This is a genomic window from Streptomyces sp. MNU89 (genome assembly GCF_020982505.1).
GTDB classification, from domain to species: domain Bacteria; phylum Actinomycetota; class Actinomycetes; order Streptomycetales; family Streptomycetaceae; genus Streptomyces; species Streptomyces xinghaiensis.
On the sequence record NZ_JAJKLL010000001.1, the window covers coordinates 4,947,609 to 4,968,811 of the forward strand.

At 75.1% G+C, this 21,203-nt stretch carries 12 protein-coding genes and 1 pseudogene; 8 read left to right on the forward strand and 5 right to left on the reverse strand.

Features of this window, described 5'->3' with window-relative positions; translation table 11 throughout:
• Window positions 1–377: 377 nt before the first annotated feature.
• Complete coding sequence (locus tag E4N63_RS21250) at window positions 378–899, forward strand: universal stress protein (protein WP_125624345.1); 522 nt, start codon at window positions 378–380, stop codon at window positions 897–899.
• 522 nt (window positions 900–1,421) lie between these two features.
• Here the strand turns inward: E4N63_RS21250 and glmS are convergent.
• The 3 genes from glmS to E4N63_RS21265 form a co-directional block, all read right to left on the reverse strand.
• Complete coding sequence (gene glmS, locus E4N63_RS21255; protein WP_125624344.1) at window positions 1,422–3,263, reverse strand: glutamine--fructose-6-phosphate transaminase (isomerizing); 1,842 nt, start codon at window positions 3,261–3,263, stop codon at window positions 1,422–1,424.
• Between the two features lie 103 nt (window positions 3,264–3,366).
• Complete coding sequence (locus E4N63_RS21260; protein WP_043471389.1) at window positions 3,367–3,642, reverse strand: hypothetical protein; 276 nt, start codon at window positions 3,640–3,642, stop codon at window positions 3,367–3,369.
• Window positions 3,643–3,730: 88 nt separating this feature from the next.
• A complete protein-coding gene (locus tag E4N63_RS21265; protein ID WP_230241460.1) occupies window positions 3,731–4,675 on the reverse strand; it encodes a DUF4429 domain-containing protein in 945 nt (314 codons plus the stop codon).
• Window positions 4,676–4,959: 284 nt separating this feature from the next.
• On the opposite strand from E4N63_RS21265, the gene E4N63_RS21270 reads away from it, so the two are divergent.
• Complete coding sequence (locus E4N63_RS21270; RefSeq protein WP_228429545.1) at window positions 4,960–6,615, forward strand: beta-N-acetylhexosaminidase; 1,656 nt, start codon at window positions 4,960–4,962, stop codon at window positions 6,613–6,615.
• Between the two features lie 86 nt (window positions 6,616–6,701).
• Here E4N63_RS21270 and E4N63_RS31575 read toward each other — a convergent pair whose 3' ends face one another.
• Both E4N63_RS31575 and E4N63_RS31580 read right to left on the reverse strand, forming a co-directional pair.
• A complete protein-coding gene (locus tag E4N63_RS31575) occupies window positions 6,702–6,959 on the reverse strand; it encodes an SDR family oxidoreductase (protein ID WP_374112884.1) in 258 nt (85 codons plus the stop codon).
• Window positions 6,939–7,150, reverse strand: a pseudogene (locus tag E4N63_RS31580) (SDR family NAD(P)-dependent oxidoreductase); the annotation flags it as partial. The gene E4N63_RS31575 and the pseudogene E4N63_RS31580, both read right to left, overlap by 21 nt.
• 699 nt (window positions 7,151–7,849) lie before the next feature.
• On the opposite strand from E4N63_RS31580, the gene E4N63_RS21280 reads away from it, so the two are divergent.
• The 6 genes from E4N63_RS21280 to E4N63_RS21305 all read left to right on the forward strand — a co-directional run bounded on the left by E4N63_RS21280 (window position 7,850) and on the right by E4N63_RS21305 (window position 21,159).
• Window positions 7,850–8,734 (forward strand): hypothetical protein, encoded by an 885-nt coding sequence (locus tag E4N63_RS21280; RefSeq protein WP_230241461.1) that lies wholly within the window; start codon window positions 7,850–7,852, stop codon window positions 8,732–8,734.
• Window positions 8,731–11,085, forward strand: a complete 2,355-nt coding sequence (locus tag E4N63_RS21285) for a hypothetical protein (protein ID WP_230241462.1) — start codon at window positions 8,731–8,733, stop codon at window positions 11,083–11,085. Before E4N63_RS21280 ends, E4N63_RS21285 begins: the two co-directional genes overlap by 4 nt.
• Window positions 11,082–12,413, forward strand: coding sequence for a hypothetical protein (locus E4N63_RS21290; RefSeq protein WP_125624340.1), 1,332 nt, complete (start codon window positions 11,082–11,084; stop codon window positions 12,411–12,413). The genes E4N63_RS21285 and E4N63_RS21290 overlap by 4 nt, the downstream gene beginning before the upstream one ends.
• Before the next feature lie 200 nt (window positions 12,414–12,613).
• Window positions 12,614–15,100: a vWA domain-containing protein gene (locus tag E4N63_RS21295; RefSeq protein ID WP_230241463.1), complete on the forward strand. Its 2,487-nt coding sequence runs from the start codon at window positions 12,614–12,616 to the stop codon at window positions 15,098–15,100.
• A 45-nt stretch (window positions 15,101–15,145) separates the two neighbouring features.
• Window positions 15,146–19,060 carry a tubulin-like doman-containing protein gene (locus E4N63_RS21300; protein ID WP_230241464.1) on the forward strand — a complete coding sequence of 1,305 codons (3,915 nt, stop codon included), beginning with the start codon at window positions 15,146–15,148 and terminating at the stop codon, window positions 19,058–19,060.
• A complete protein-coding gene (locus tag E4N63_RS21305; protein ID WP_230241465.1) occupies window positions 19,057–21,159 on the forward strand; it encodes a hypothetical protein in 2,103 nt (700 codons plus the stop codon). The genes E4N63_RS21300 and E4N63_RS21305 overlap by 4 nt, the downstream gene beginning before the upstream one ends.
• The last annotated feature ends 44 nt before the right edge of the window (window positions 21,160–21,203 follow it).

The window sequence follows — 21,203 nt, forward strand, 5'->3', positions numbered from 1 at the left end:
CCGCCCTCCGCCCGCCGCCCTCCGGCGCCCGGCGCGCCGCCGGAGTCCGCCGCGGAGCCGCCGCCGGGCCCTCCGCGCCCGTCCGCCGGGCATCCCCGGACCTCGGCCGGCCCGGGGCCGGCGAGCCGGGGCACGCCGCCGACCAGCAGACATTGCGCTGAGGGCCCGCCTCGGGCATGCTCCCGGAAAGCCGCACCAGCGGCTGCGCCGGTTGCCGGTCCCGGGCCGCCCGGTGGCAGAGCCTGGGCAGGCGGGGGAACTCGCCGTACCCTTGGGGCAAGGGCTTGGGAAGTAGATTCCCGGACTATCCGCCCCCGCGACCGCTCGGCCGCCAACCGCCGTTCCCTCCGCAGAGGACGTTCTTCGCCGAGATACCGATGGCCGGTCACGAGATCCCCGAACCCGCCGACCGCAAGCAGGTCGCCGATCCACTGGCGGACCTGGAAGCGGTGGACGAGACGCGCCAGTCCTGCGATCCCGCCTTCCGGCACGGTGTCGTCGTCGGTTTCGACGGCTCCACCTCCAGCGAGCGGGCCCTGGCCTACGCCATCGGCATGGCCCGGCGCACCGGGAGCGGACTGATCATCGTCCATGTGGCCAACCGGCTGCCCACCACGGTCTGGGCGGGCTGCGAACCCCCGGTCTTCGTGGATGTGCCGGACCACCGCACCGAGGTGCTCGGCCTGGAGCTGGCCTGCGCGGACCATCTCGCCGAGGTGCCGTGGATCCTGGTCGAACGGGGCGGGGACATCTGCCACGAACTGGAGGAGGTCGGCCGGGAGTACGCGGCCGACGCCATCGTCGTGGGCTCCACCCACGGGCTGGCCGGCCGGATCTTCGGCTCGGTCGCCGGACGGCTGACGCGCCGCGCCCGGCGCCCGGTCGTCGCCGTGCCCTGAGCCGCCCCCGAGCCGCCGTGCCCCGGGCGGGGGCGCGGACCGGCGCGGAGTGCGCCGGTCCGGGTGGCACACCGACGGTGCCGGCCCGGACACGCCGGGCGACGGAGGTGTCCGAAACCCCGCTGCGCCCCTCTGCTTCCCAGCGCCCCTTTCACGCCTCGTGTGCCGCCGTCGCCTCGGCCGGATCCCGTCACCGTTCCCGGGGCCGCCCGGAGCGGGGCTCGCACCCCGGAACCGTCGGCCCGCGCCGTCGCGCACCGCCCGGACGTGCGGAAACTACTCGCGCGTACGGGTGAAATGCGCCCAGGTGGCGGGTACTTGACCTGGAGAGTGGTGCCGCCGTCCGGACGTGACGGTCACCGGCGGACGGCATCCGGGCCGGCGCGCAGGGCAGCGCGGGCCCCCGGGGGAGACCGCCTCCCGCGCGTATGGTGGCACGCGCGGGGGCCGGCCCCCGCCCCCTCGTCCCGGCGCCTCCCGTCCGGTGGTACGGGCCCGGACTCCGCCGCGGACGGGACGGCCTCACTCCACCGTCACGGACTTCGCCAGGTTGCGCGGCTTGTCGATGTCCCGGCCCAGGGCCAGCGCCGAGTGGTAGGCCAGCAGTTGGAGCGGAATGCCCATCAGGACGGGGTCCAGCTCGTCCTCGTTCTTCGGCACCACGATCGTGTGGTCGGCCTTCTCCTGCTCCCGGTGCGCCACCGCCAGGATGCGGCCGCTGCGGGCCTTGATCTCCTCCAGCGTGGCGCGGTTCTTCTCCAGCAGGTCGTCGTCGGGGACGACGGCGACGGTCGGCACGGCCGGCTCGATCAGGGCCAGCGGGCCGTGCTTGAGCTCGGACGCCGGGTACGCCTCGGCGTGGACGTAACTGACCTCCTTGAGCTTCAGGGAGGCCTCGCGGGCCACCGGGAAGCCCCGCACCCGGCCGACGAACATCATGCTCTTCGCGTTCGCGTACTCCGCGGCCAGTTCCGCGATCCGCTCCTCGCCGCGCAGGATCTCGGCGATCTGCTCCGGGAGGCGGCGCAGCCCGGCGATGATCCGCTTGCCGTCGGCGACGGAGAGATCGCGGATGCGGCCGAGGTGGAGGGCGAGCAGGGCGAAGGCCACGGCGGTGTTGGTGAAGCACTTGGTGGAGACGACGCAGACCTCCGGGCCGGCGTGGACGTACACGCCGCCGTCCGTCTCCCGGGCGATGGCGCTGCCGACGACGTTGATGACCCCGAGCACCCTGGCGCCCTTGCGCTTCAGTTCCTGCACGGCGGCGAGGGTGTCGTAGGTCTCGCCGGACTGGCTGACGGCGATGTAGAGGGTGTCCGGGTCGACCACGGCGTTGCGGTAGCGGAACTCGCTGGCCGGCTCGGCGTCCGCCGGGACGCGGGCCAGCTCCTCGATCATCTGGGCGCCGATCTGCCCCGCGTGGTACGCCGAGCCGCAGCCGAGGATCTTGACCCGGCGGACGGCGCGGGCCTCGCGGGCGTCGAGGTTGAGGCCGCCGAGGTGGACGGTGGAGAAGCGGTCGTCGATCCGGCCGCGCAGCACCCGGTCGACGGCGTCGGCCTGCTCGGAGATCTCCTTGTGCATGTACGTGTCGTGGCCGCCCATGTCGTACGACTCGGCCTCCCACTCCACGGTGGTCGGGGAGGCGGAGGTGCGGCTGCCCTCGGTGGTGTACGTGCGGTAGTCGTCGGCCTTGAGGGTGGCCATCTCGCCGTCGTCGAGGGTGACGACCTGGCGGGTGTGGCTGACCAGCGCGGCCACGTCCGAGGAGACGAACATCTCCTTCTCGCCGATGCCGAGGACCACGGGGGAGCCGTTGCGGGCGGCGACGATCCGGTCCGGGAAGCCGGCGTGGAGCACGGCGATGCCGTAGGTGCCGTCGATCATCCGGAGGGCGCCGCGGACCTTCTCCTCAAGGGTCTCGGAGGGGTCGCGGCCGATGAGGTGGGCCAGGACCTCGGTATCCGTCTCGGATCGGAACTCGACCCCGTCGGCGAGGAGTTTGGCGCGCAGCTCGGAGGCGTTGTCGATGATGCCGTTGTGGACGACGGCGACCTTGCCCTCGCCGTCCAGATGGGGGTGCGCGTTCTCGTCGTTCGGGGCTCCGTGGGTGGCCCAGCGGCTGTGGGCGATGCCGGTGGTGCCGGCGAAGCGCTTGGGGAGGCGGGCTTCCAGGTCCCGCACCCGGCCGACGGCCTTGGCGGTCCTCAGCGCACCGCTCTTCGCGCCCTTGCCGCCCTTGCCGCTTTGCGCGCCGAGGGCGATGCCGGCCGAGTCGTAGCCGCGGTACTCCAGCCGCTGCAGCCCTTCGAGCAGCAGGGGAGCGGCGTCTCTTCTGCCGATGTACCCGACGATTCCACACATGGCTGTACCCCAGACCCTCGTTCGTTGTCGTGCTGCCTGCTGCTCTGCTCGCGGGCTCCGCGCTCCGCCCCGCCCGTCCCGCTCGTTCGCCCGTCGGCCGCCGTCAGCCGTAGATCATGCGGCGCAGCTGCCTCAGGGAGAGCTCGGGCGGCGCCACCGCGCGGTGCGGCAGTTCCGCCGCGATCCGGTCGTAGATCTCCGCGTTGGCCAGCCCGGCGGACCGCAGCTCGCGGTGGCGGCGGCGGACGAAGTCCTCGACCGTCTCGTCGAAGTACGCCAGCACGTCCAGCACCACCCGGACCGCTTCGCCGCGCTGGAGCGGCGTGGAGCGGACCAGATGGTCGACGAGGTCGTCGTGGGACGCGGGGCGTTCGAGCATGCGTCTGATAGTGGCCGCGGGCGCCCCGCTTGTGCAAGAAATCTGCCCGGAATCGGGCAGGACGGAGGGGAAGGCGGCAGGGAAGCGGTTAGAAGCGGCCGAGGACGGCCTTCTTGGCGGCCGTGAACTCCTCATCGGTGAGCACTCCCGCCTGGTACAGCTCGCCCAGCTCGCGAAGGCGCCGCAGCAGTGCGTCGTGGTCCTCGCCGCCCGGGTTCCGGGGAGCCGGGACCGGGTCCGGCGTCTTGGCCAGGGCCACGGCGGACGGGGTGCCGCCCGCGGCACCGCCGGCGGTCCCGCCCGGCCCGGCGGCGGGGGCGGCCGGATGGGGCAGCCGGGCGGCCACGGCCGCGGCGACCAGGGCCATCAGGGGATCCTTGCGGAAGCCGTACAACTCGACGGCGTACGGGTCGTGCTTGGCCGGCATGCGGCTGCCGCCCGCCACGGCGCCGGAGCCCTTCGGCAGGAAGCGGAGGTAGCCGTTCTCCAGCCCGGCCGACAGGGACCACTCCACCGCCTCCACATCGCGCAGCGCGATCGCCCGGGGCCCGCCGGACTTCTTCGACTCGTCCGTCTTCCAGTTCCACTCCAGCCGGACCTGTTCGCCGTCGAAGGAGGCCGTGCCGTCCCCGGCGCTCGCCGACAGCGGCACGGACGGACCGGGCAGCAGATAGCGGTCCGTGGGGCCGGAGGGCACCTGCTCCAGGAGGAGGGCGTTCCGCACCTCGTCGACGAAGTACCCGGCGAGGTCGGCGCGTGCGGACTCCACGGCCAGCCGGTAGGGGTCGTTGGCGCCGTCCAGCTTGCCGCCCGTGACCTGGAGCAGCGGGTCGGCGCCGTGGCGGAGCCGCAGCCGCAGCCGGCCGCCCTTGCGCCCCGGTTCGTGGGAGACCCCGGCCACGGCCGCGAGGGGGACGGCCAGTTCGCCGAGGGTCCGGCGCAGAAGGCTCACGCTCCTGTCGTGACCGGGCACGATGCGGACGGTCTCGCCGTCGAAGGTCCAGGTGCCGTCCTGCTGGGTGATTTCCGCCATGTGCGGATTCTGTCAAACGGCGGGCGGGAGGCGGTGGTTCCGCTGTTTCCGCCTTCCCGGCCGCGCGTCTGCCCGTGCTTCGGGGAGGACGGGCTCGGGGAGTACGGAGCCCGCGGGGCCGGGACCGCGGCGGCGGGCCCGCGCCGGGGCGGGCGGGGCCCGGGGCGGCGAATTGGTCTACACCTAAATTGGTCTACACCCTTGACCCGGGTCGGGCGCGCCGGTCTCATGGGACCCGTCGGTCGCTCCACCCACACGGACAGACACCGTCGAAAGGGATCGTCGTGCGACGAACTGGCGCACCCAGCAAACAACCCCGAAGCATCGCGAGAGTCTTCTGCGCGTTACTGCTCGTCGTCACCGGCGGAGCCGCGGCCTCCGGAACCGCCTCGGCCGCACCGGAACGCTCCACCGGGGCCGCCCCGGCCGCCGGCTTCGACCGGCTCGTGCCCGCACCCGCCTCCGTGCGGGCCGGCGGCAAGCCGTACCGGATTGGCCCCAAGACCCTGATCCGCGTGGACCGTTCGCGCGAGGGCCGGCGGATCGGCGAGCAGCTCGCCTCGGTGCTGCGCCCCTCCACCGGCTACAAGCTGCCGGTCACCACCCGCCCCGGCCGCGGCGGCATCGAGCTGCGGCTCGGCTCCGCGGGCGGAGCCGGGAAGCAGGCCCGGGGCGGCGCGGAGGAGAAGGGCGCGGACGCCGAGAGCTACCGGCTGCGCTCCTCGCCCGGCGGCGTCACCATCACCGCCCCGCGCCACGCGGGCCTCTTCCGGGGCGTGCAGACGCTCCGTCAGCTGCTGCCCGAGCGGGTGGAGGCGGACAGCCGCCAGGCCGGCCCGTGGACCGTACCCGGCGGCACCGTCACCGACGCGCCGCGCTTCGCGTACCGCGGCGCGATGCTGGACGTCTCCCGGCACTTCTTCACCGTCGAGCAGGTCAAGCGCTACATCGACCAGATGGCGCTCTACAAGATCAACAAGCTGCATCTGCACCTCTCCGACGACCAGGGCTGGCGGATCGCGATCGACTCCTGGCCCCGGCTGGCCACGTACGGCGGCACCACGGAGGTCGGGGGCGGCACCGGCGGCTACTACACCAAGGACGACTACCGGGAGATCCTCGCCTACGCGGCCGAGCGCTACCTGGAGGTCGTCCCGGAGATCGACATGCCGGGCCACACCAACGCCGCCCTGGCCTCCTACGCGGAGCTGAACTGCGACGGCGTCGCCCCGCCGCTCTACACCGGCATCGAGGTCGGCTTCAGCTCGCTCTGCGTGGGCAAGGAGATCACCTACGACTTCGTCGACGACGTGGTGCGCGAACTCGCCGAGCTGACGCCCGGCCGCTACCTCCACATCGGCGGCGACGAGGCCCACTCCACCCCGCACGAGGACTACGTGGCCTTCATGGACCGCGCGCAGGAGATCGTCGGCCGGTACGGCAAGACCGTCGTCGGCTGGCACCAGATCACCGGGGCGAAGCCCGTCGAGGGCGCCGTCGCCCAGTACTGGGGCACGACCGGCACCGAGCAGGAGGTCGCGGACGCCGCCAACAACGGCACCCGCATGATCCTCTCGCCCGCCAACCGCGCCTACCTCGACATGAAGTACGACGAGAACACCCCGCTCGGCCTGAGCTGGGCCGGCTACGTCGAGGCGCAGCAGTCCTACGACTGGGACCCGGGCAGCTATCTGCAGGGCGTGGCGGAGGACAAGATCCTGGGCGTCGAGGCGCCGATGTGGTCGGAGACACTGGAGACCAACGACAACATCGAGTTCATGGCCTTCCCCCGCCTCCCGGGTATCGCGGAGCTGGGCTGGTCCCCGGCCGCCACGCACGACTGGGCGGACTACCGGCAGCGGATCGCCACCCACGGCCCCCGCTGGGACGCCCTGGGCATCGACTACTACCGCTCACCGCAGATCCCCTGGGCGGACTGAGCACTGCCCCCCGGCCGGTGGGCGCTCCGCGGTTCGCGCGGGGCGCCCACCGGCGTCGTGGCGGCAGCGGGAGGGGCGGCGCGCTCTCAGGGCGCCTGCCCCTCGGCCCGGCCCGCCGGCGCCGCGATGCCCCCGGCCCGGCTGCGAAAGTTCGCGGGTCGAGCGGTGAAGCCGCCGTCGACGTGGATCGGGGCTCCGGTGATGTACGCACCGTCCGGACTTGCGAGGCGGTCGACGGTGGCCGCGATCTCGGCCGCTTCCGCGTAGCGGTCCGGAGCGGTGGAGTCGGCAGTCGTCTCCGAGTTCGGCCCCGTCGGCCATGTCGCGGCGGCCTCGTCCACCACGGCGGTGAGCGCCTCGGGGACCGCGCTGTCGGCTCGGACGGCGACGGCCCGGCGCCCCCGGCCTTGATCCGCTCCACCACCTCGGCGGCACGTTCCGCGCTGTTCTCGTAGGTCAGTGCGACGTCGGCGCCTTCTTCGGCGAGCCGTGACGCCACAGCGGCACCGATGCCGCGACTTCCGCCCGTGATCACGGCTGCCTTCCCTCAACGTGATCACGGCCGCTTTCCCTCAAGTCGGTTCATGCCGCTGAGCTTTGCCGACCCGGGCGCGCGAAGCCGGCGGGAGGGCGACCGGGCGTTCGACCACCGGAAGCGCAGCGTCGTGATGACGGGACCCCACGGGAGTACCGGTCCTCCCGATGGCGCATCTAGCGGCTGGGGCGGCCGGAGTTGGGGGTTCTGCCCGGATTTTCACTCCATCGGGTGAGGAATCCTCAACTTCCTTGTTGGGCAACCCGCGTGCTGCTGAGAGTGGCCACACCGCGAGGGCCGTGGCCGTCGGCGGTCGGAAGGTTGTGCACGGGGGGCCGAAAGTGAATGCGTTCGAGCGGATTTATTCATTCCGTTATCCGCCGGTGATTCCCACCGCGCTCGGCCGGGGTGTGCCGCCTTCCCCCGGGAGCCGCCCCGTCGGGGGGATGAACGGCGAGGCCGCCCCCCGGGGCGGTGGGGCGGCGCCCTGCGTTCCCGTACCCGGCGCGCCCCGGCCGGCGCCGGCCCGTACGGACCGTCGGCCGCCGTCACCGGCGCACGGCGGGCCGGAGCGGGCGCGGAACGGAGCGCGGCCGGGAGCGCGGCCGAAGTTTTCCGCGCCGACTGTGTAAACGACTACATCGCCGTGCGCGGTTCACGGCCACGTTGGTACGCGGCACCACAGCACAGGGGGATCGGGTGAACACTGCGGGAGCGGTCAACAGGCTCGTCGTCTTCGGCGACGCCTGCGGCTCGGGCAAGCTCGGGATGCACGCGAAGAGACGGATGCGCGACGGGATGTACGCCGCGTTCGGCGAGGCGTACGCCTCGGTGGACGTCGAACCCGGGCGGCTCCACCAGGAGGACCGGGGCGACGGCATCCTCACCGCGCTCGACCCGGCGGTCCCGCCGTCGCTCATGGTCGGGCGCTGGGCGGACACCCTCTACCAGTGCCTGCGCGAGCACAACGCGGGCAGCGCGGAGCGGCTGCGGCTGCGGGTCGGGATGAACGCCGGACCGGTGATGAACGACGGCCGGGGGCTGGTGGGCCGCGCGGTGGACCTCGCCTGCCGGCTCTGTGACAGCCCGGTGGCCAAGGACATCATGGCCGGCGCCCCCGGCGCGGACCTGCTGCTGGTCGTCTCCGACTGGCTGTACGAGAACGTGGTGGCCGAGGGCGGCCGGTACGTGGAGCCCGAGCACTACCGCAGCGCCCGGGTGCGGTCCAAGGAGACCGACGAGATCGCCTGGTTCCACATCCCGCGGTCGCCCGCGCCCGGGATCCCGCGGACGCCCGGGCCGCCCCGTCCCCCGGCGGCGGGACCGCCGCCGGAACCGCCCACCGGGGACGGACCGGCGCGGGGCGGCGACGGGGCCGGCGGCCGCGGTGACTGCGACGGCGGCCCGGCGGAGCCCGAGGGCGGCACACCCGGCGGCAGACGGATCACGGCCCGGGGCGATCTCCTGTACTTCGAGAACAACGTGATCAACGGGGGGTTCACCGGCATCCGCAGGGAAGCCGCCGGGGGCGCGGCTCACGGCCGCGAACCGGACGCCGCGCGGAACACCGGTGACGGCGCATGAGCGACCAGGACGCGGCCCCCGTCCGGGACGCCCCGGCCGGAGACGCCCCGGCCCGGGAGGGCCCCCGCGACGCCCCGCGGGACAGCTCCCGGCCCGAGTCCTCCGGGGAGGCGCCGGAGGAGAACCCGACCCCCGAGGACGGCCCGGAGCAGCCCGAGGACCGGCGCTTCGACCAGGCGGGGCGCAACCCGCTCAGCAGTTCGGGCGGCACCGGCGGCTCCGGTACGGCGCACGCGGCGCGCCGCACCTTCGCGGCCGGGCGGGCGGGCCGGAGCATCAGCTTCGCCACCGACGGCCAGTACTTCGAGGGCAACTACTTCATCAGCCAGTCGTCCGGCGGCGGCCCGGCCGTGCTCCAGGGGCCCGTCCACGCCGAGGAGCTGGACCGCCTCGCCGGTGTCTACTGCGAGACCTCCGGCTATCAGCGGATGAAGCGCCGCCTGCGGGAGCGCGGCCTGCTGGTGCTGTGCGGGGAGTGCGGCAGCGGCCGTACGGCCACGGCACTCTCCCTGCTCTCCGAGCTGACCGGCAACCGCGTGATCCGGCTGGACCCCGGCGGCAGGGTCCGCGAGATCGAGGAGGTGACCGGGGGCCACGGCCATCTGCTGGAGATCGTGCCCGAGGCCGAGGGCGCCGAGGCAGCCACCCCGGAACGGGACGGGGCCCGGGGCCCGGGCTCCGGCGCCCGCTCCCGGCCCCCGGGCGCCGTCCTCACCGAACTCCACCTGGACCGCCTCCGGGGCAAGCTGGCCGAGGCCGGTGCCTACGGCATCGTGCTGGTGGAGAGCGGGGACCTGGCGGACCGCATGCTCCGCGGCCGCTACGGCGTGTACTGCCCGCCGCCGCCCGCGGAACAGGTCCTGCTGCGGCACCTGAGGGTCCTGCTGAAGAACGAGCCCCCGGAGGCCCTCGGCAAGGCCCTGGAGCTGGCCGCCGGGCCGGACGTCAAGGAGGCCCTCGGCCTGGCCGAACTGCGGCCCGCGGAGGCGGCCCGTCTTGCCGACCACCTCGCACGCTGCCTGCGCGGTGAGCTGACGCACCGCCAACTGCTGGACGACTGCGCCACCTTCGTCCGGGCGCAGGCGCGTATCTGGTTCGCCGGGGCGGACAACCCCGGCACGCTGCCCGAGGCCCTGCCCTCCCTCAGCACCTCCGCGTTCCGCATCGCCGTCGCGGTCTTCAACGGGTCCGCCCACAGCCTGACCGCCGAGGCCGGTGAGCGGCTCGCCGCGGAGATGGCGGCCACCCTCGACCCGGAGGCGTCCGTGGGCCGGCGGCTGTTCGGCACCCACGCCGAGGTCCGGCCGGCCGCTGCCCGGGCCGTCGTGGAGGACACCGAACTGGACCTCGGCGACGCCCGGGTGCCGGTGCGGGCCATCAGCTTCCAGGGCGACGCCCTGCCCACCGCCGTGCTGCGGGAGGTGTGGCACGGCTACCACAACGCCCGCGGCCCCCTCGTCCGCTGGCTGCGGTCGCTCTGCAGCGACCCCCGCCCCCAGCTGTGGGTGCGGGCCTCCGTCGCGGCGGGTGTGCTCTGTTCCTGGGACTGGGTCCACGGGGCGGGGGAGCTGATCGGCCCCCTGGCGCGCTCCGACGGCGCGGTGCAGCGGATGGCGGCGGCCACGGCGCTGGCCGAGGCGGCACGGGAGCCCGCCGTGCGGCCCGCCGTCCAGGCCCTGCTCAAGGAGTGGGCGGTCTGCGGGGAACCGGAACTGGTGAGCACCACCGCCCTGGCCCACGGCTACGGCATGGCCGCCGGCTCCGTCTCCGCCTCGCTCGACGCGCTGGCCGTCCTGGTGCGCGACGGCGACGACCCGGACCTGACGGCCCTGGCCTCCTTCAGCGTCGCCCGGCTGCTGGCCGGGCCCGAGCCGGAGACGGTGGTGCGGCGCCTCGCCGACTGGCTGCTGAGCGGCCGGACGGAGACGGCCGACCTCGTCCTGTTGAGCATGATCAAGGCGCTCGGAACCCGTGCCACCTTCCTGTGGGGACTCGCGGACACGGCCGAACCGGCGGCCGGGCACGGCCGGAAGCCGCTGGTCCTCGCGGTGCCCGCGGCGCATCCGCAGCTGGCGGGCGCCCTCGCCGCCCTGGTGCGGCACACCCTGTCGACCGCCCGCTCCGGACAGGCGGCGCTCGACACCCTCGGCACGCTCCTGCGCCGGTCGGCCGGCGACGCGGAGCAGCGGGAGCTCGCCTGCGATCTGCTGCGCCGCATCGCGGTGGAGCGCAGGGACCGCGACCGGCTGCGCCATCTCCTGGCGCGCCTGGTCCGCGACCGCGACGAACCCCTGGACAAGGACGACGCCCGCCTGATGTGGGACGCGGTGGGAGAAGGAGGCGGGAGATGACCACGGCAGAGCCTGCCGCCGGTGCGGGCGGAGAACAGGACGAGCGGCTGAAGGGGCGCCCGGCGGGCCCGCTGGTGCGGGAATGCGCGCCGCCCTACACCCGGCGGAGCGGCCAGATCGCCGCCGTGCTGCTGTACGGCAACGGCGGGCACAGCGTGGTGTGGCCGGACCGCCGGGAGGACCGGGACAAGCCCTGGTTCCGCGAGCCGTTCACCGTCTTCGAGGTGCTCCTCGGCCGGAACGTGACGGTGTTCGAACTCCGGCTCCCGGCCGCGGGCGACGCGCAGTTCTTTGACGCCCGGGCCGAGGTGCACTGGGAGGTCGAGGACCCGTACACGGTCGTCAGCAAGCGCGTCTGGGACCTGCGCGAACTGCTGGAGGGCGAACTGCTGTACGGGCTGCGCCAGGTGTCGCGCCGGTTCCGGCTCACGGAGGCCCAGCGGGCCGACGAGGCGGTCCGGGCGGAGCTGGCGGCGGGCCACCCGGACCTCGGCCGCGATCTCGGACTGCGCCTCACGACCCGGGTGTTCGTCGACCTCAGCGACCCCATCCGGCAGCGGCTCGGCGAGCGCGACGAGATCCACTTCGACATGACGACGGAAGAGGCGCAGGCGGAGGCGGAGCGCCGCAGGGAGGCCCACCAGCGCCGGCTCGCCCGGGACCGGGCGGCCGAGCTGGAATCCGTGCTGAAACGGGGCGAAGAGGCCGAAATCATCTACCACATGGCGAGGAACCCCGAGAAGGAGTGGGAGATCCGCCAGGCGATCCGGCAGGAGAAGCGGCAGGGCCAGGCCGACTTCATCAATCTCTTCAACCGGCTGATCGACCGGGGAATCCTGGAACGCCACGACATCGACGACGGCATGTACGAGGTACTCCAGCATCTGCGGGAGAGCACCGGCGGGGTGATCGGAGGAGTCACCGACCGGGTGCTGTCCACGGGCCCGGCACGGCGGGAACTGGAGGACGGCCCGCGCCCCGGGCGCCCGGGCCGGTACCGGGACGAGCGGCCGGGCGGCTTCCGGGAGGAGGACGGGGGCAACCACGGGAACGGGGACGGCCCCCGGGACCCGGACCGGTACCACGACGACCGGGACCGGCACCCCGGCCCGTACCGCGACGACCGCGGCCGCCCGCCCGAGCCGGAGCTGCCGCCCTGGGACGAGGAACCCCGGATCCACCGCCCGACGCGCGTCGAGTCCGCCGCCGAACGGGCCCAGGAGGAACGCCGCGCCCGCGAGGAGCAGCGCGAACGCGAGGAGCAGTGGGGCGGCGCCGGCCGCCGCTCCCGGCCCAGCGCCGACTTCGACGACTGGGACGACACATGAGCACCCGGACGAGACCCGCGGTGCCCAACCCGGCGCCGGCCCGGCCCCGCCCCGGGACACCGCCGTCCCCGGCCGCCGGCCCGGCCCGCGCCCGGCCGCGCCGCCCCCGGCGCGTACCGGCGGCCGCCCGGAAGCGGCCGCGCTCCGGCGCCCACCGTGGCGCCGGCCCTTCCCCATGGCTGTGGTGAGAGACGGTTCAGATGAGAAACACGTCAAGGACGAGAACACTGGCCGGGGCCCTGCTGGGCCTGGCCGCCGTGGCCGCCACGACGGCCGCCGGCCCGGCCGCCGCACCCGGGGCACCCGCTCCGCTCGCGGCCTCCGCTCCGCTCGTGGCATCCGCCCCCGCGGGGACCCGCGCCGCGGCGGCCGAGGGCGCCGATCCGGTCGACTTCGCCGTGGTGGTCGACCAGTCGAAGAGCCTCTCCGCCGACGACCTGGCCCGCGAGGTCGAGGCCGCCGCGCTGATCGCCCAGGGAGAGATATCCGAACGCTCCCGGGCCACGGTCATCGGCTTCGGCAGCTCCGAGAAGCCCGGCCAGTCCGCGGTGCGCGAGGTCTGCCAGCTCACGGTGGCCGACGCCGTGGGACGGGACCATCTCAGCGACTGCGTCAAGGAACTGTCCCGCCGGGACGAACGGAAGATGGGCCCCGGCACCGACTTCCCCGCCGCCCTGCGGCAGGCGCTGGACCGGCTGACGGAGGACGGCGAGCCGGCCACGCCGAAGGTGGTCTTCCTGCTCACCGACGGCCGGCTCGACGTCCGCGACAGCCGGGCCTACGGCGACGACCCGAGGAGCCGCACCGAGGAGGCCGAGGAGCAGCTCGCCGAGCAACTGGCCCGGGCCCGCGAGGAGTCCGTGCAGATCTGGCCGCTCGGCTTCGGCGACGTCGACCGGAAGATGCTCACCGCCATGGCCGCCGGAGGCTACCGCAACGGCTGCGCCGACCTGCCCTCCGCCCGGCCCCGGCCCCGCGTGCTCGACGGCTCGGCGGAGATCGGCAAGGTGCTCCAGGAGACCTTCGCGGCCGCGCGCTGCGCCCGGGTCGCCCAGGGCACGGTCGGCAAACCGCCCGCCGATCTGACGGTCACCATCCCCGAGATCGCCACCGACGGCTCCATCACCGTCAGCAAGCACGATCCGAAGGTGACGGCGACCTACTACGATCCGCGCGGCCGCAAGGTCCCCACCCGGGGCACGTTCGACGGCTCCGTGTTCGAGGCCACCGGGCAGAACGGCCCGGTCGAGGCGCTGCGCGTGAAGAACCCCCGCCCCGGCACGTGGCGGGTGCACCTGGAGGCGCCCGAGGGGCACCGCGACCGCGAGGTGACGGTGCGGGCCATCTGGCAGGGCAAGCTGCGCTCCGCCGTCACCCTCGACCCGGCCTCGCCGCGCCCGGGCGAGAAGACCGTCGTCGAGGTGCGGATGCAGACCCGGCGCGGCGTGGTCATCGACGATCCGGAGCAGCTGGAGGGCATCAAGGTCTCGGCGCGGCTCTCGGGCAGCGGCTTCGACCCGTTCTCCGTCCCCCTCACCGACGACGGCAAGGGGCCCGACCGGCGCGCCGGGGACGTCCGCTTCACCGGGACCCTCACCGTGCCGGACGGCGCCGACGGCGATCTCGCCCTGCGGGCCGGGATGTCCGCGCCGGGTGTCACCGGCGACCGGCGGCCGCTCAACGCCCGCGTCACCCTGGGTACACCGCCGGTCAAGGCGGCCCTGACCGTGGAGCGGGGCAGCGTCCACCCCGGCGGCGAGGTGCGGGGCCGGCTGGAGGTCCGCAACAGCGACTCCACGGCGCACACCCTGCGCCTGGCCCTCGCCGACCGCCCGCCGGGGGGCGGGGTGCGGATCACCCCCGCCACCGTCGAGGTGCCCGCGGAGGGCCGCAAGAGCGTCCCGCTCACGCTCTCCCTGGACCCGGATGTGGCTCCGGGGGAGATCGGGGGCCGCATCACGGTCGCGGACGCGGACGACGACGGCCGGGTCCTCGACAACAGCTTCATCGGCGTCGTCGTCGAGCCGGTGCCCACCCTCTGGGACGAGTGGTGGGGCGCCTTCCTCGCCGCCGCCGTCCTGCTGCTCGGGCTGGCCGCCTTCGCGGCCGTGCGGCTGCGGGCGCGGAACCGGCGGCGCGACCTCACCGGCGTCCGGCTGGAGTTGCGGGGCGACGGCATCGGGCCGGACGAGCTGACCGTCCGCCCGGGGCAGAGCTCCGGCGGCGAGTTCCGCTTCACGGTGGACCGGGCCCGGGGCGCGGCCCCCGGCCTGCGGCGCGCCGGGCCGGGAGCGGCCGCCGTGCACCGGCTGCGGCGCTCCGCCTCCGGGCAGTTCCTGTTCCGGCCGGACGGCGGGCGGGAAATCCCGCTGTCCCCCGGCGGCTCCGCCTCCCTCGGCGAGGGACTGGAGATCGTCTTCCACGACCGGCGGTCCGCGGCCTCCCGGCGGCCCGGCCGCGGCTCCAGCGCCTCCGGGGGCGACGGCGGCCGGCGGTGGGGGCGCACCCCCGGGCGGCCCGGCCGCACGGGCCGGACCGGACGGTCCGGTGACGGCGCCGGGCCCGTCCCGTCCCCGTCGGGCCCCGGGGACCGCGGTACGGACAGCCGGCACCCCGGCGGCGGGGAGGGATCCCCGTCCCCCGGTGAGCGGAGAGCCGGCGCGAGCCGCTTCGACCCGAATTTCTGAGTCACGACGGGCCGCCGTCCCCAGGCGGCCCCACGGGAGACCAACATGAAGATCTACCAGCCCATGCTCTTCGTCGGCCTGGGCGGCACCGGGGGCAAAATCGGCGCCGAGCTGGAGCGCGGCCTGCGCCGCGAGCTGTGCGGCCCCGACGGCACCAAGCTGGTCGCCGACGGCCGCAGGGCACCGTTCCAGCTGCCGGACTGCCTCCAGTTCGTCTACGCCGACTTCAGCGAGTCCGAACTCGACCGGCTGCCGCACCTCAGCGCCAAGGGCACCGAGGCCGCCGCGTACACCCGCACCTCACGCGCCATCCACGATCTGCTGCCCACCGGCTACGACAGCTCCCCGGAGGTGACCCGCATGCTGCGGGTCGCCCTGCACGAGGAGACCCGCTCCTGGCTGCCGCCCGAGCAGCGGCAGCCGCGGGTGGCGCCGCTGCACAACGGCGCCGGCCAGCTGCCCACCGTGGGCCGGGCCGCGCTCTTCGCGACCCTGCGCAGCGGCCTGGAGCCCGTCCTGCGGCAGCTCCGCGCGGCCGTCGGCGCCATCGGCAACTCCGCGGGCGACCTGCGGGAGATGGGCGGCCGGCAGATCCGCGGCTGCGACGTGTTCGTGGCGTTCTCCGTGGCCGGCGGCACCGGAGCCGGCATCTTCTACGACTTCATCCATCTCATCGGGCACGAGTTCGGCCGGTCCAAGGTCCCCGGGGTGAAGATCTACCCGCTGGTGGTGATGCCCTCCGCCTTCCCGCCGGAGGCCGGCGGCGGACGGGAGGCCGAACTCAACTCCGCCCGGGCCCTGGTGGACCTCTCCCGGCTGGTGGACGACCAGAACGCACCCGACGCGCAGGCCGACCTCGGCGACGTCGAACCGCGCGCCGGGGCCGGGGTGCGCTACCCGGTGGAGGGTCTGGTGAAGCTGCGCTCCTCCACCATGCAGACGGCCTTCCTGTTCAGCCGCCCCTCGGTGATCCGGCCTGAGGACCTGCGCCGGTCCATCACCGCGATGGTGATGTCGCTCATCGGCACCGAACTGGGCGACGAGAACACCCAGGGGCGCACCGAGGGCGACTACCAGTCGTTCGCCGCCAGTTTCGTCAACAAGAGCGTGGAGCGCTCCACGCCCTCCCACTCCGGCATCGGCTACCGGGGCATGTCCACCAGCCTCGCGGCCTCGCTCACGGTCCCGGTCGACGACCTGGCGGAGATCGTGGCCGGCCGGCTGCTGGCCCAGGCCGTGCGGGGGATGGCCGAGGACGCCCGGCGGCCCCGCGACGACGGCACGGAGCTGGTCCGGGACATGTTCCTGCGGTCGGGCATCGGCCGGCTGTGGACCAGGGAGGCACCCGGAACCCCCGCGCCCGACCCGCTGCCCAAGGGGAGCAAGCCCATCGCCCAGGCCCTGCGGGACCGCATCGGCGACATGGAGGACGGCCTCGTCCGCCTCGACCGCGAACTGGACCGGGACATCTCCCGGCTCGTCGACGACTTCAAACCGGGCACCGGAGCCCGCGAACTGCTCGGCCAACTCGGGCCGTTCCGGCTGGAGCGCGTCCTCACCGGGCTCCCCGGCCACCCGCAGCGGACGGCCGCGGCCGGATTCGCCGGAATGCTGGAGAACCGCAAGAACGACCCGGAGCGGCCGGAGGGCGTCGACTCGTCCGCCCCGCTGATCCCGCGGATCAAGGGCGGGGTCGGCGGCATGGTCCCGGCCCGCTGGGGCGACCCCGACGTCCAGGAGGCGATCGGCGAACAGGACGCCTGGTACCGGTGGCGGGCCAACCGGCAGTGGCACCGCGCCTGGAAGGAGCACGAGTCCCGCTGGCGGCCCCCGCTGGTACGCGCCCTGAAGGAGACCGGCGAACTCGTCCGGGCCCTGCGCGCCCACGAGGAGGACGAGCGGAAACTCTTCGCCGAGCGCCGCAAGGAGCTCTACCGCGACGACCGCACGGGCGTGTCCTACCTGCTGCCTCCGCAGAACAACCTGCGGGCCTTCTACGACGACGTCTTCGACCGGCTGGTCCGGCACGGCGGCCTGCCGGACAACACCGACCCGGCCACCCTGCTCGCCAAACTGGTGCAGCCCGAGGACTGGCAGCGCGCCCTGGACGCCGTGCGCCGCTCCCCGCGCGCCGCCGTCAAGGAGATCAAGCAGGTCCTCGAACGGCGTGTCAAGACCCTCTTCGGTGAGACCAGCGCCCTGGACGACCGCCCGCTGCTGCCCTCCCTGGGCGTGCTGCTCCGGGCCGCGGCCGGGGACGAGGACGCGGAGGCGACCGTCGACAGCCGCTGGCTGGAGCAGTTCCGCTCCCAGCTCGCCGGACTGCTGCCGGTCGGCTTCTCCCCCGACGGCAGCGGCCCGCTGAAGGCCCTCATCGTCCATCCGCGCAGCGAGGCGGACAAGCGGGCCGCCGAGTACCTCAAACAGGAGCTCAACCTGCCCCGGGACACCGCCGGCGCGCCCGAGTGCCGGGCGGTGGAGGCGGAGGCCATCACCGTCGTGCTGTTCCGCAGCGGGATGAGCCTCACCGACGTGTCCGAGGTGCGGCACTCGCTGCGGCTCTGGGCCGAGGCGCGCGACGCGGCCGGCGGCGGCGACTTCCTGCACTGGCGGCAGCGGCTCGGATACCGGGACGACTGGCTGGCCAGCACGGAGGACGACCGGCGGCGCATCCTGCACCGCATCCTGTGCGCCGTGTGGAACGGGCAGGTGGATGTCCAGGGCGACCCCGCCTCCCCCGACCGCATCCGGATCCGGCTCCAGGACCGGGACTCCGCCACGATGACCCTGCGGCTGGAGTCCTTCGACGAGGGCCTGTCCAGCTGGGCCGGACTGCTGCGCGCCTACGAGCAGTGGGCCCTGCTGGACGAGGGCGGCCAGATCATCGAGGACGTCTGCGACCGGCTGATGCGCACCCAGCCGCACGGCCTGACGACCCGGAACGCCGCCCCGTCCCCGCTCTTCCGGAAACTGGTGCACGAGGTGGCGCCCCGGCAGCGGGCCCTGCTCGACGGACTGTCCGGTGAGTTCGCCGCGGAGGACGAGGAGTGGCTCGTCCCCCTGCGGGACTTCTGGGAGACGACCTTCAACGGCGCCCTCGACCTGCGCTTCCCCGGAGTGATGCGGCCCACCAGGCCGACGCTGCGGGCCCTCGACGACCGGTACGGCCGGGAGGCCGGGGCCGCGTCCCGGCCGCCGGCGCCGCGCACCGCGCCCGCCGGCCCGCGCACCGGGCCGCCGGGTCCGCCCGGCCGGCCCTGGGACGGGGGCGCCGAGCAGCAGCCCGAGCCGGCGGTCCCGCACCGCCGCCACAACGGCTCGCACCACGAACCGCCCGCACCACCCCGGCCCTCGCGGGAGCCGGCGGAGCCGTACGGGACGGCGGAGCCTTACGGGACGGGGGAGCGGTACCGGACGCAGGAGCGATACGGGACGGAGAGCCCGTACGAGGGCGGGGAACCGCACGGGGGCGGCGGCGAGCCGTACCTCGGGAGCCGGGACGAGCCCCACGCGGGGAGCGGCGGACGCGGGCCGTACACGGGCGCGGAGGAGCCGGACGGCTGGAACGAGCCGTACCGGACGGACGATCGGCACCACGGGGGCGAGCAATACCGCACGGAGGAGCCCTACCACACGGAGGAGCCCCACCGGACGGAGCAGCCGCGTCGCGCGGAGGAGCGGTACCGCCCGGAGGAGCCGTACCGCGATGAGGGCGCCCCGCGCCGTGCCCCGGAACCGGCCCCGAAGGAGGAGCCCTGGGACAGCGGCGACTGGGACGATCCGCCCCGGCGGAACGACCGGGCCTCCGGAGACGACCGGGACAACGGAGACGACCGGGCCCGCGGAGACGACTGGGACGACGGAGGCGGCCGGCGCCACGGAGCCGCCCGGGTCCACGGCCGGCGCCACGGGGACGGCCGGGACCGCCGGACCGGCGGGGACGAGGAGACGCGGCTGTGAGCACCGAACGCCGGTCCGCCGCGGAGCCGGTGGTCCGCGTCGACCTGGGCCACCGCGGCGGCCGGCCCCAGACCCCCGTAGCCCTGGAGGCCCGGGTGCGCGAGGCTCTGGCGCGGACGCCGGCCGCCGGAACCCGCTGCTTCCTCGTCCTCGACGACGCATCCGACCTGATGGACCATCAGGTCCACTACGAGCGGCTCTACTCCCACGGCCCCGCCGAGGTGCTCTGTCTGGCGTACGGCGGCGCGGACTCCCGGGAACTGCTCCTCCCGCACGTCCTGCGGGCCGCGGGCGTGCTGTGGATCCCCGACGCGTTCGCCGGGGCGGACGGCACGGAGCCGGGTCCCGGGGAAGGCCGTGGCGGGGGCGGAGCCCGCAGGGGGGACGGCCCCGGCGGCCGCATCGGCAAGCCGGGCCCGGAGGCGGTCGACGAGGCCCTGCGCCCGATGGTCGAACTCCTCTCCGAACTCTCGGTGTTCCGCGCCGTGCTCGGCGGGATCGCCGAGGTCCCGCACGGGGTGGCCGTCCCCGCGGCCCGCGTGCTGGAACACGATCTGACGGAGGAGGCCAAGGCCCGTGCCTGGCGCCAGGCGCTGGAGGAGCTGACCGGCCAGGACGTCCCCCCTCCCGCCCTCGCCGTCGAGGGGGCGCCGGGCTCGGACGCCGGTCCCGCCGACGCCGTCCCCGCCGCACTCGGCCACCTCATCGGCGACGCGGTCCCCCGCGCGCTGGCCGGCCGCAACTGGCTCGTCCCCGGTGGACGGGCCGAGACGCGGCGGCTGGCCTGCGAGCGGGCGCTGCGGGACGCCGAGGACGGATACGAGCAGGTGCGCGGCCCGGCCGGGCTGTTCGGGCGCGGCCGGACCGTCGATCTCCCCGAACGGCTCGCGGACCTCGCCGACGCGCTCGGCGCCTACCGCGGGTGCGTCGCCGAGGCGCTGAGCGAGGGCGGCGGCGACCGGCTCAGCGCGGAGCAGCGCAGCGGCCTCCTGCAGCGCGGCATCGATCTGCCGGAACTTCCCGAGGCGTCGCGGAGCGCGGTCGGCCCGGGGCTCCGCGCCTACACCGAGCGGCTGATCGCCGCCGGGCTGCCGCTGCGCTCGGTCGCCGCCCGGCTGGGCGCGCTGTCCGACCGTTCCGCCCCGGCGGGCAGCGCGGCCCGGCTGGCCCGGCTGGACGACATCTGTCCCGAGCGGATGCCGGAGGAGCTCGCGTCGCCTCTCCCGTTCGGGCCGGACGGTCCGGCGTTCGCCCACGCCGCTCCCGTGCTGCTCCTGGCGTTCGTGGCCGGACTGTGGCCGGGCCCCGGCTGGGTGTCCGGGCCGCTGACCGGGCTCGGCCTGGCGCTGCTCACCCTGCTGATGCTGCGGCGCCGGCCCAACCGGTCCCCTGCGCGTCCGCTGGACGGGGGCGGGAGCACGCGTTCGGGGCTGCGGCTGGTCGCCGGCCTCGCGGGCGGTGCCGCGGGAGGGCTGGCCGGAACGCTGCTGGACCCGCCGGTCTGGGCGGGCGCGGCGGCGCTCGGCCTGGCCGTCACCGGTTCGGTGGCCCTGGTCCTGCGGGACTGGACGGCCGCCGTCGACGACTGGTGGGACCGGACGGATGTGCGGTCCGCGGCCCGGAGCCTCCACGGCATCGACGGCCTGCTGGCCGAGACGGCCGTGCAGGACTGGCTGTTCGCCGACGCCCGCTACCACTGCTCGGACGGCGCCCGCGCCGTCGCCCGGCTCGTACGGGGGCTCGCCGACACGGCCGAGGAGTGCCTTGCCGCCCAGGACGCCGGGGCGGCCGGCGCACGGCGTTCCGCGGGTGCCAACGGCACGGCCGCTTCCGCCGTCTCCTCCGGAGCCGCCGCCGGTACGGCCGACGACCCGTGGGACCGGGCCGGTTGGGGAGACGGCGACGGCCACAGCCACGGCGACGGCGACGGCCACGGCGGCGGCCCGCCCCGGGACGGGGGACCGCCCACCGGCCGCACGGCCCCGTGGGACGGCGGGGCCGCCGCGGACACCCGCCCCCGGGGCGCCGGCCGACCCGCCCTGGCTGGAGCGGGAACGCGGCGACGGCGGCCCCGCCCTCGTCCCCACGCTGCTCGGTGATCTGGCCGGCGGCGCCACCCGCATCCTCGCCACCCGCTGGGCCG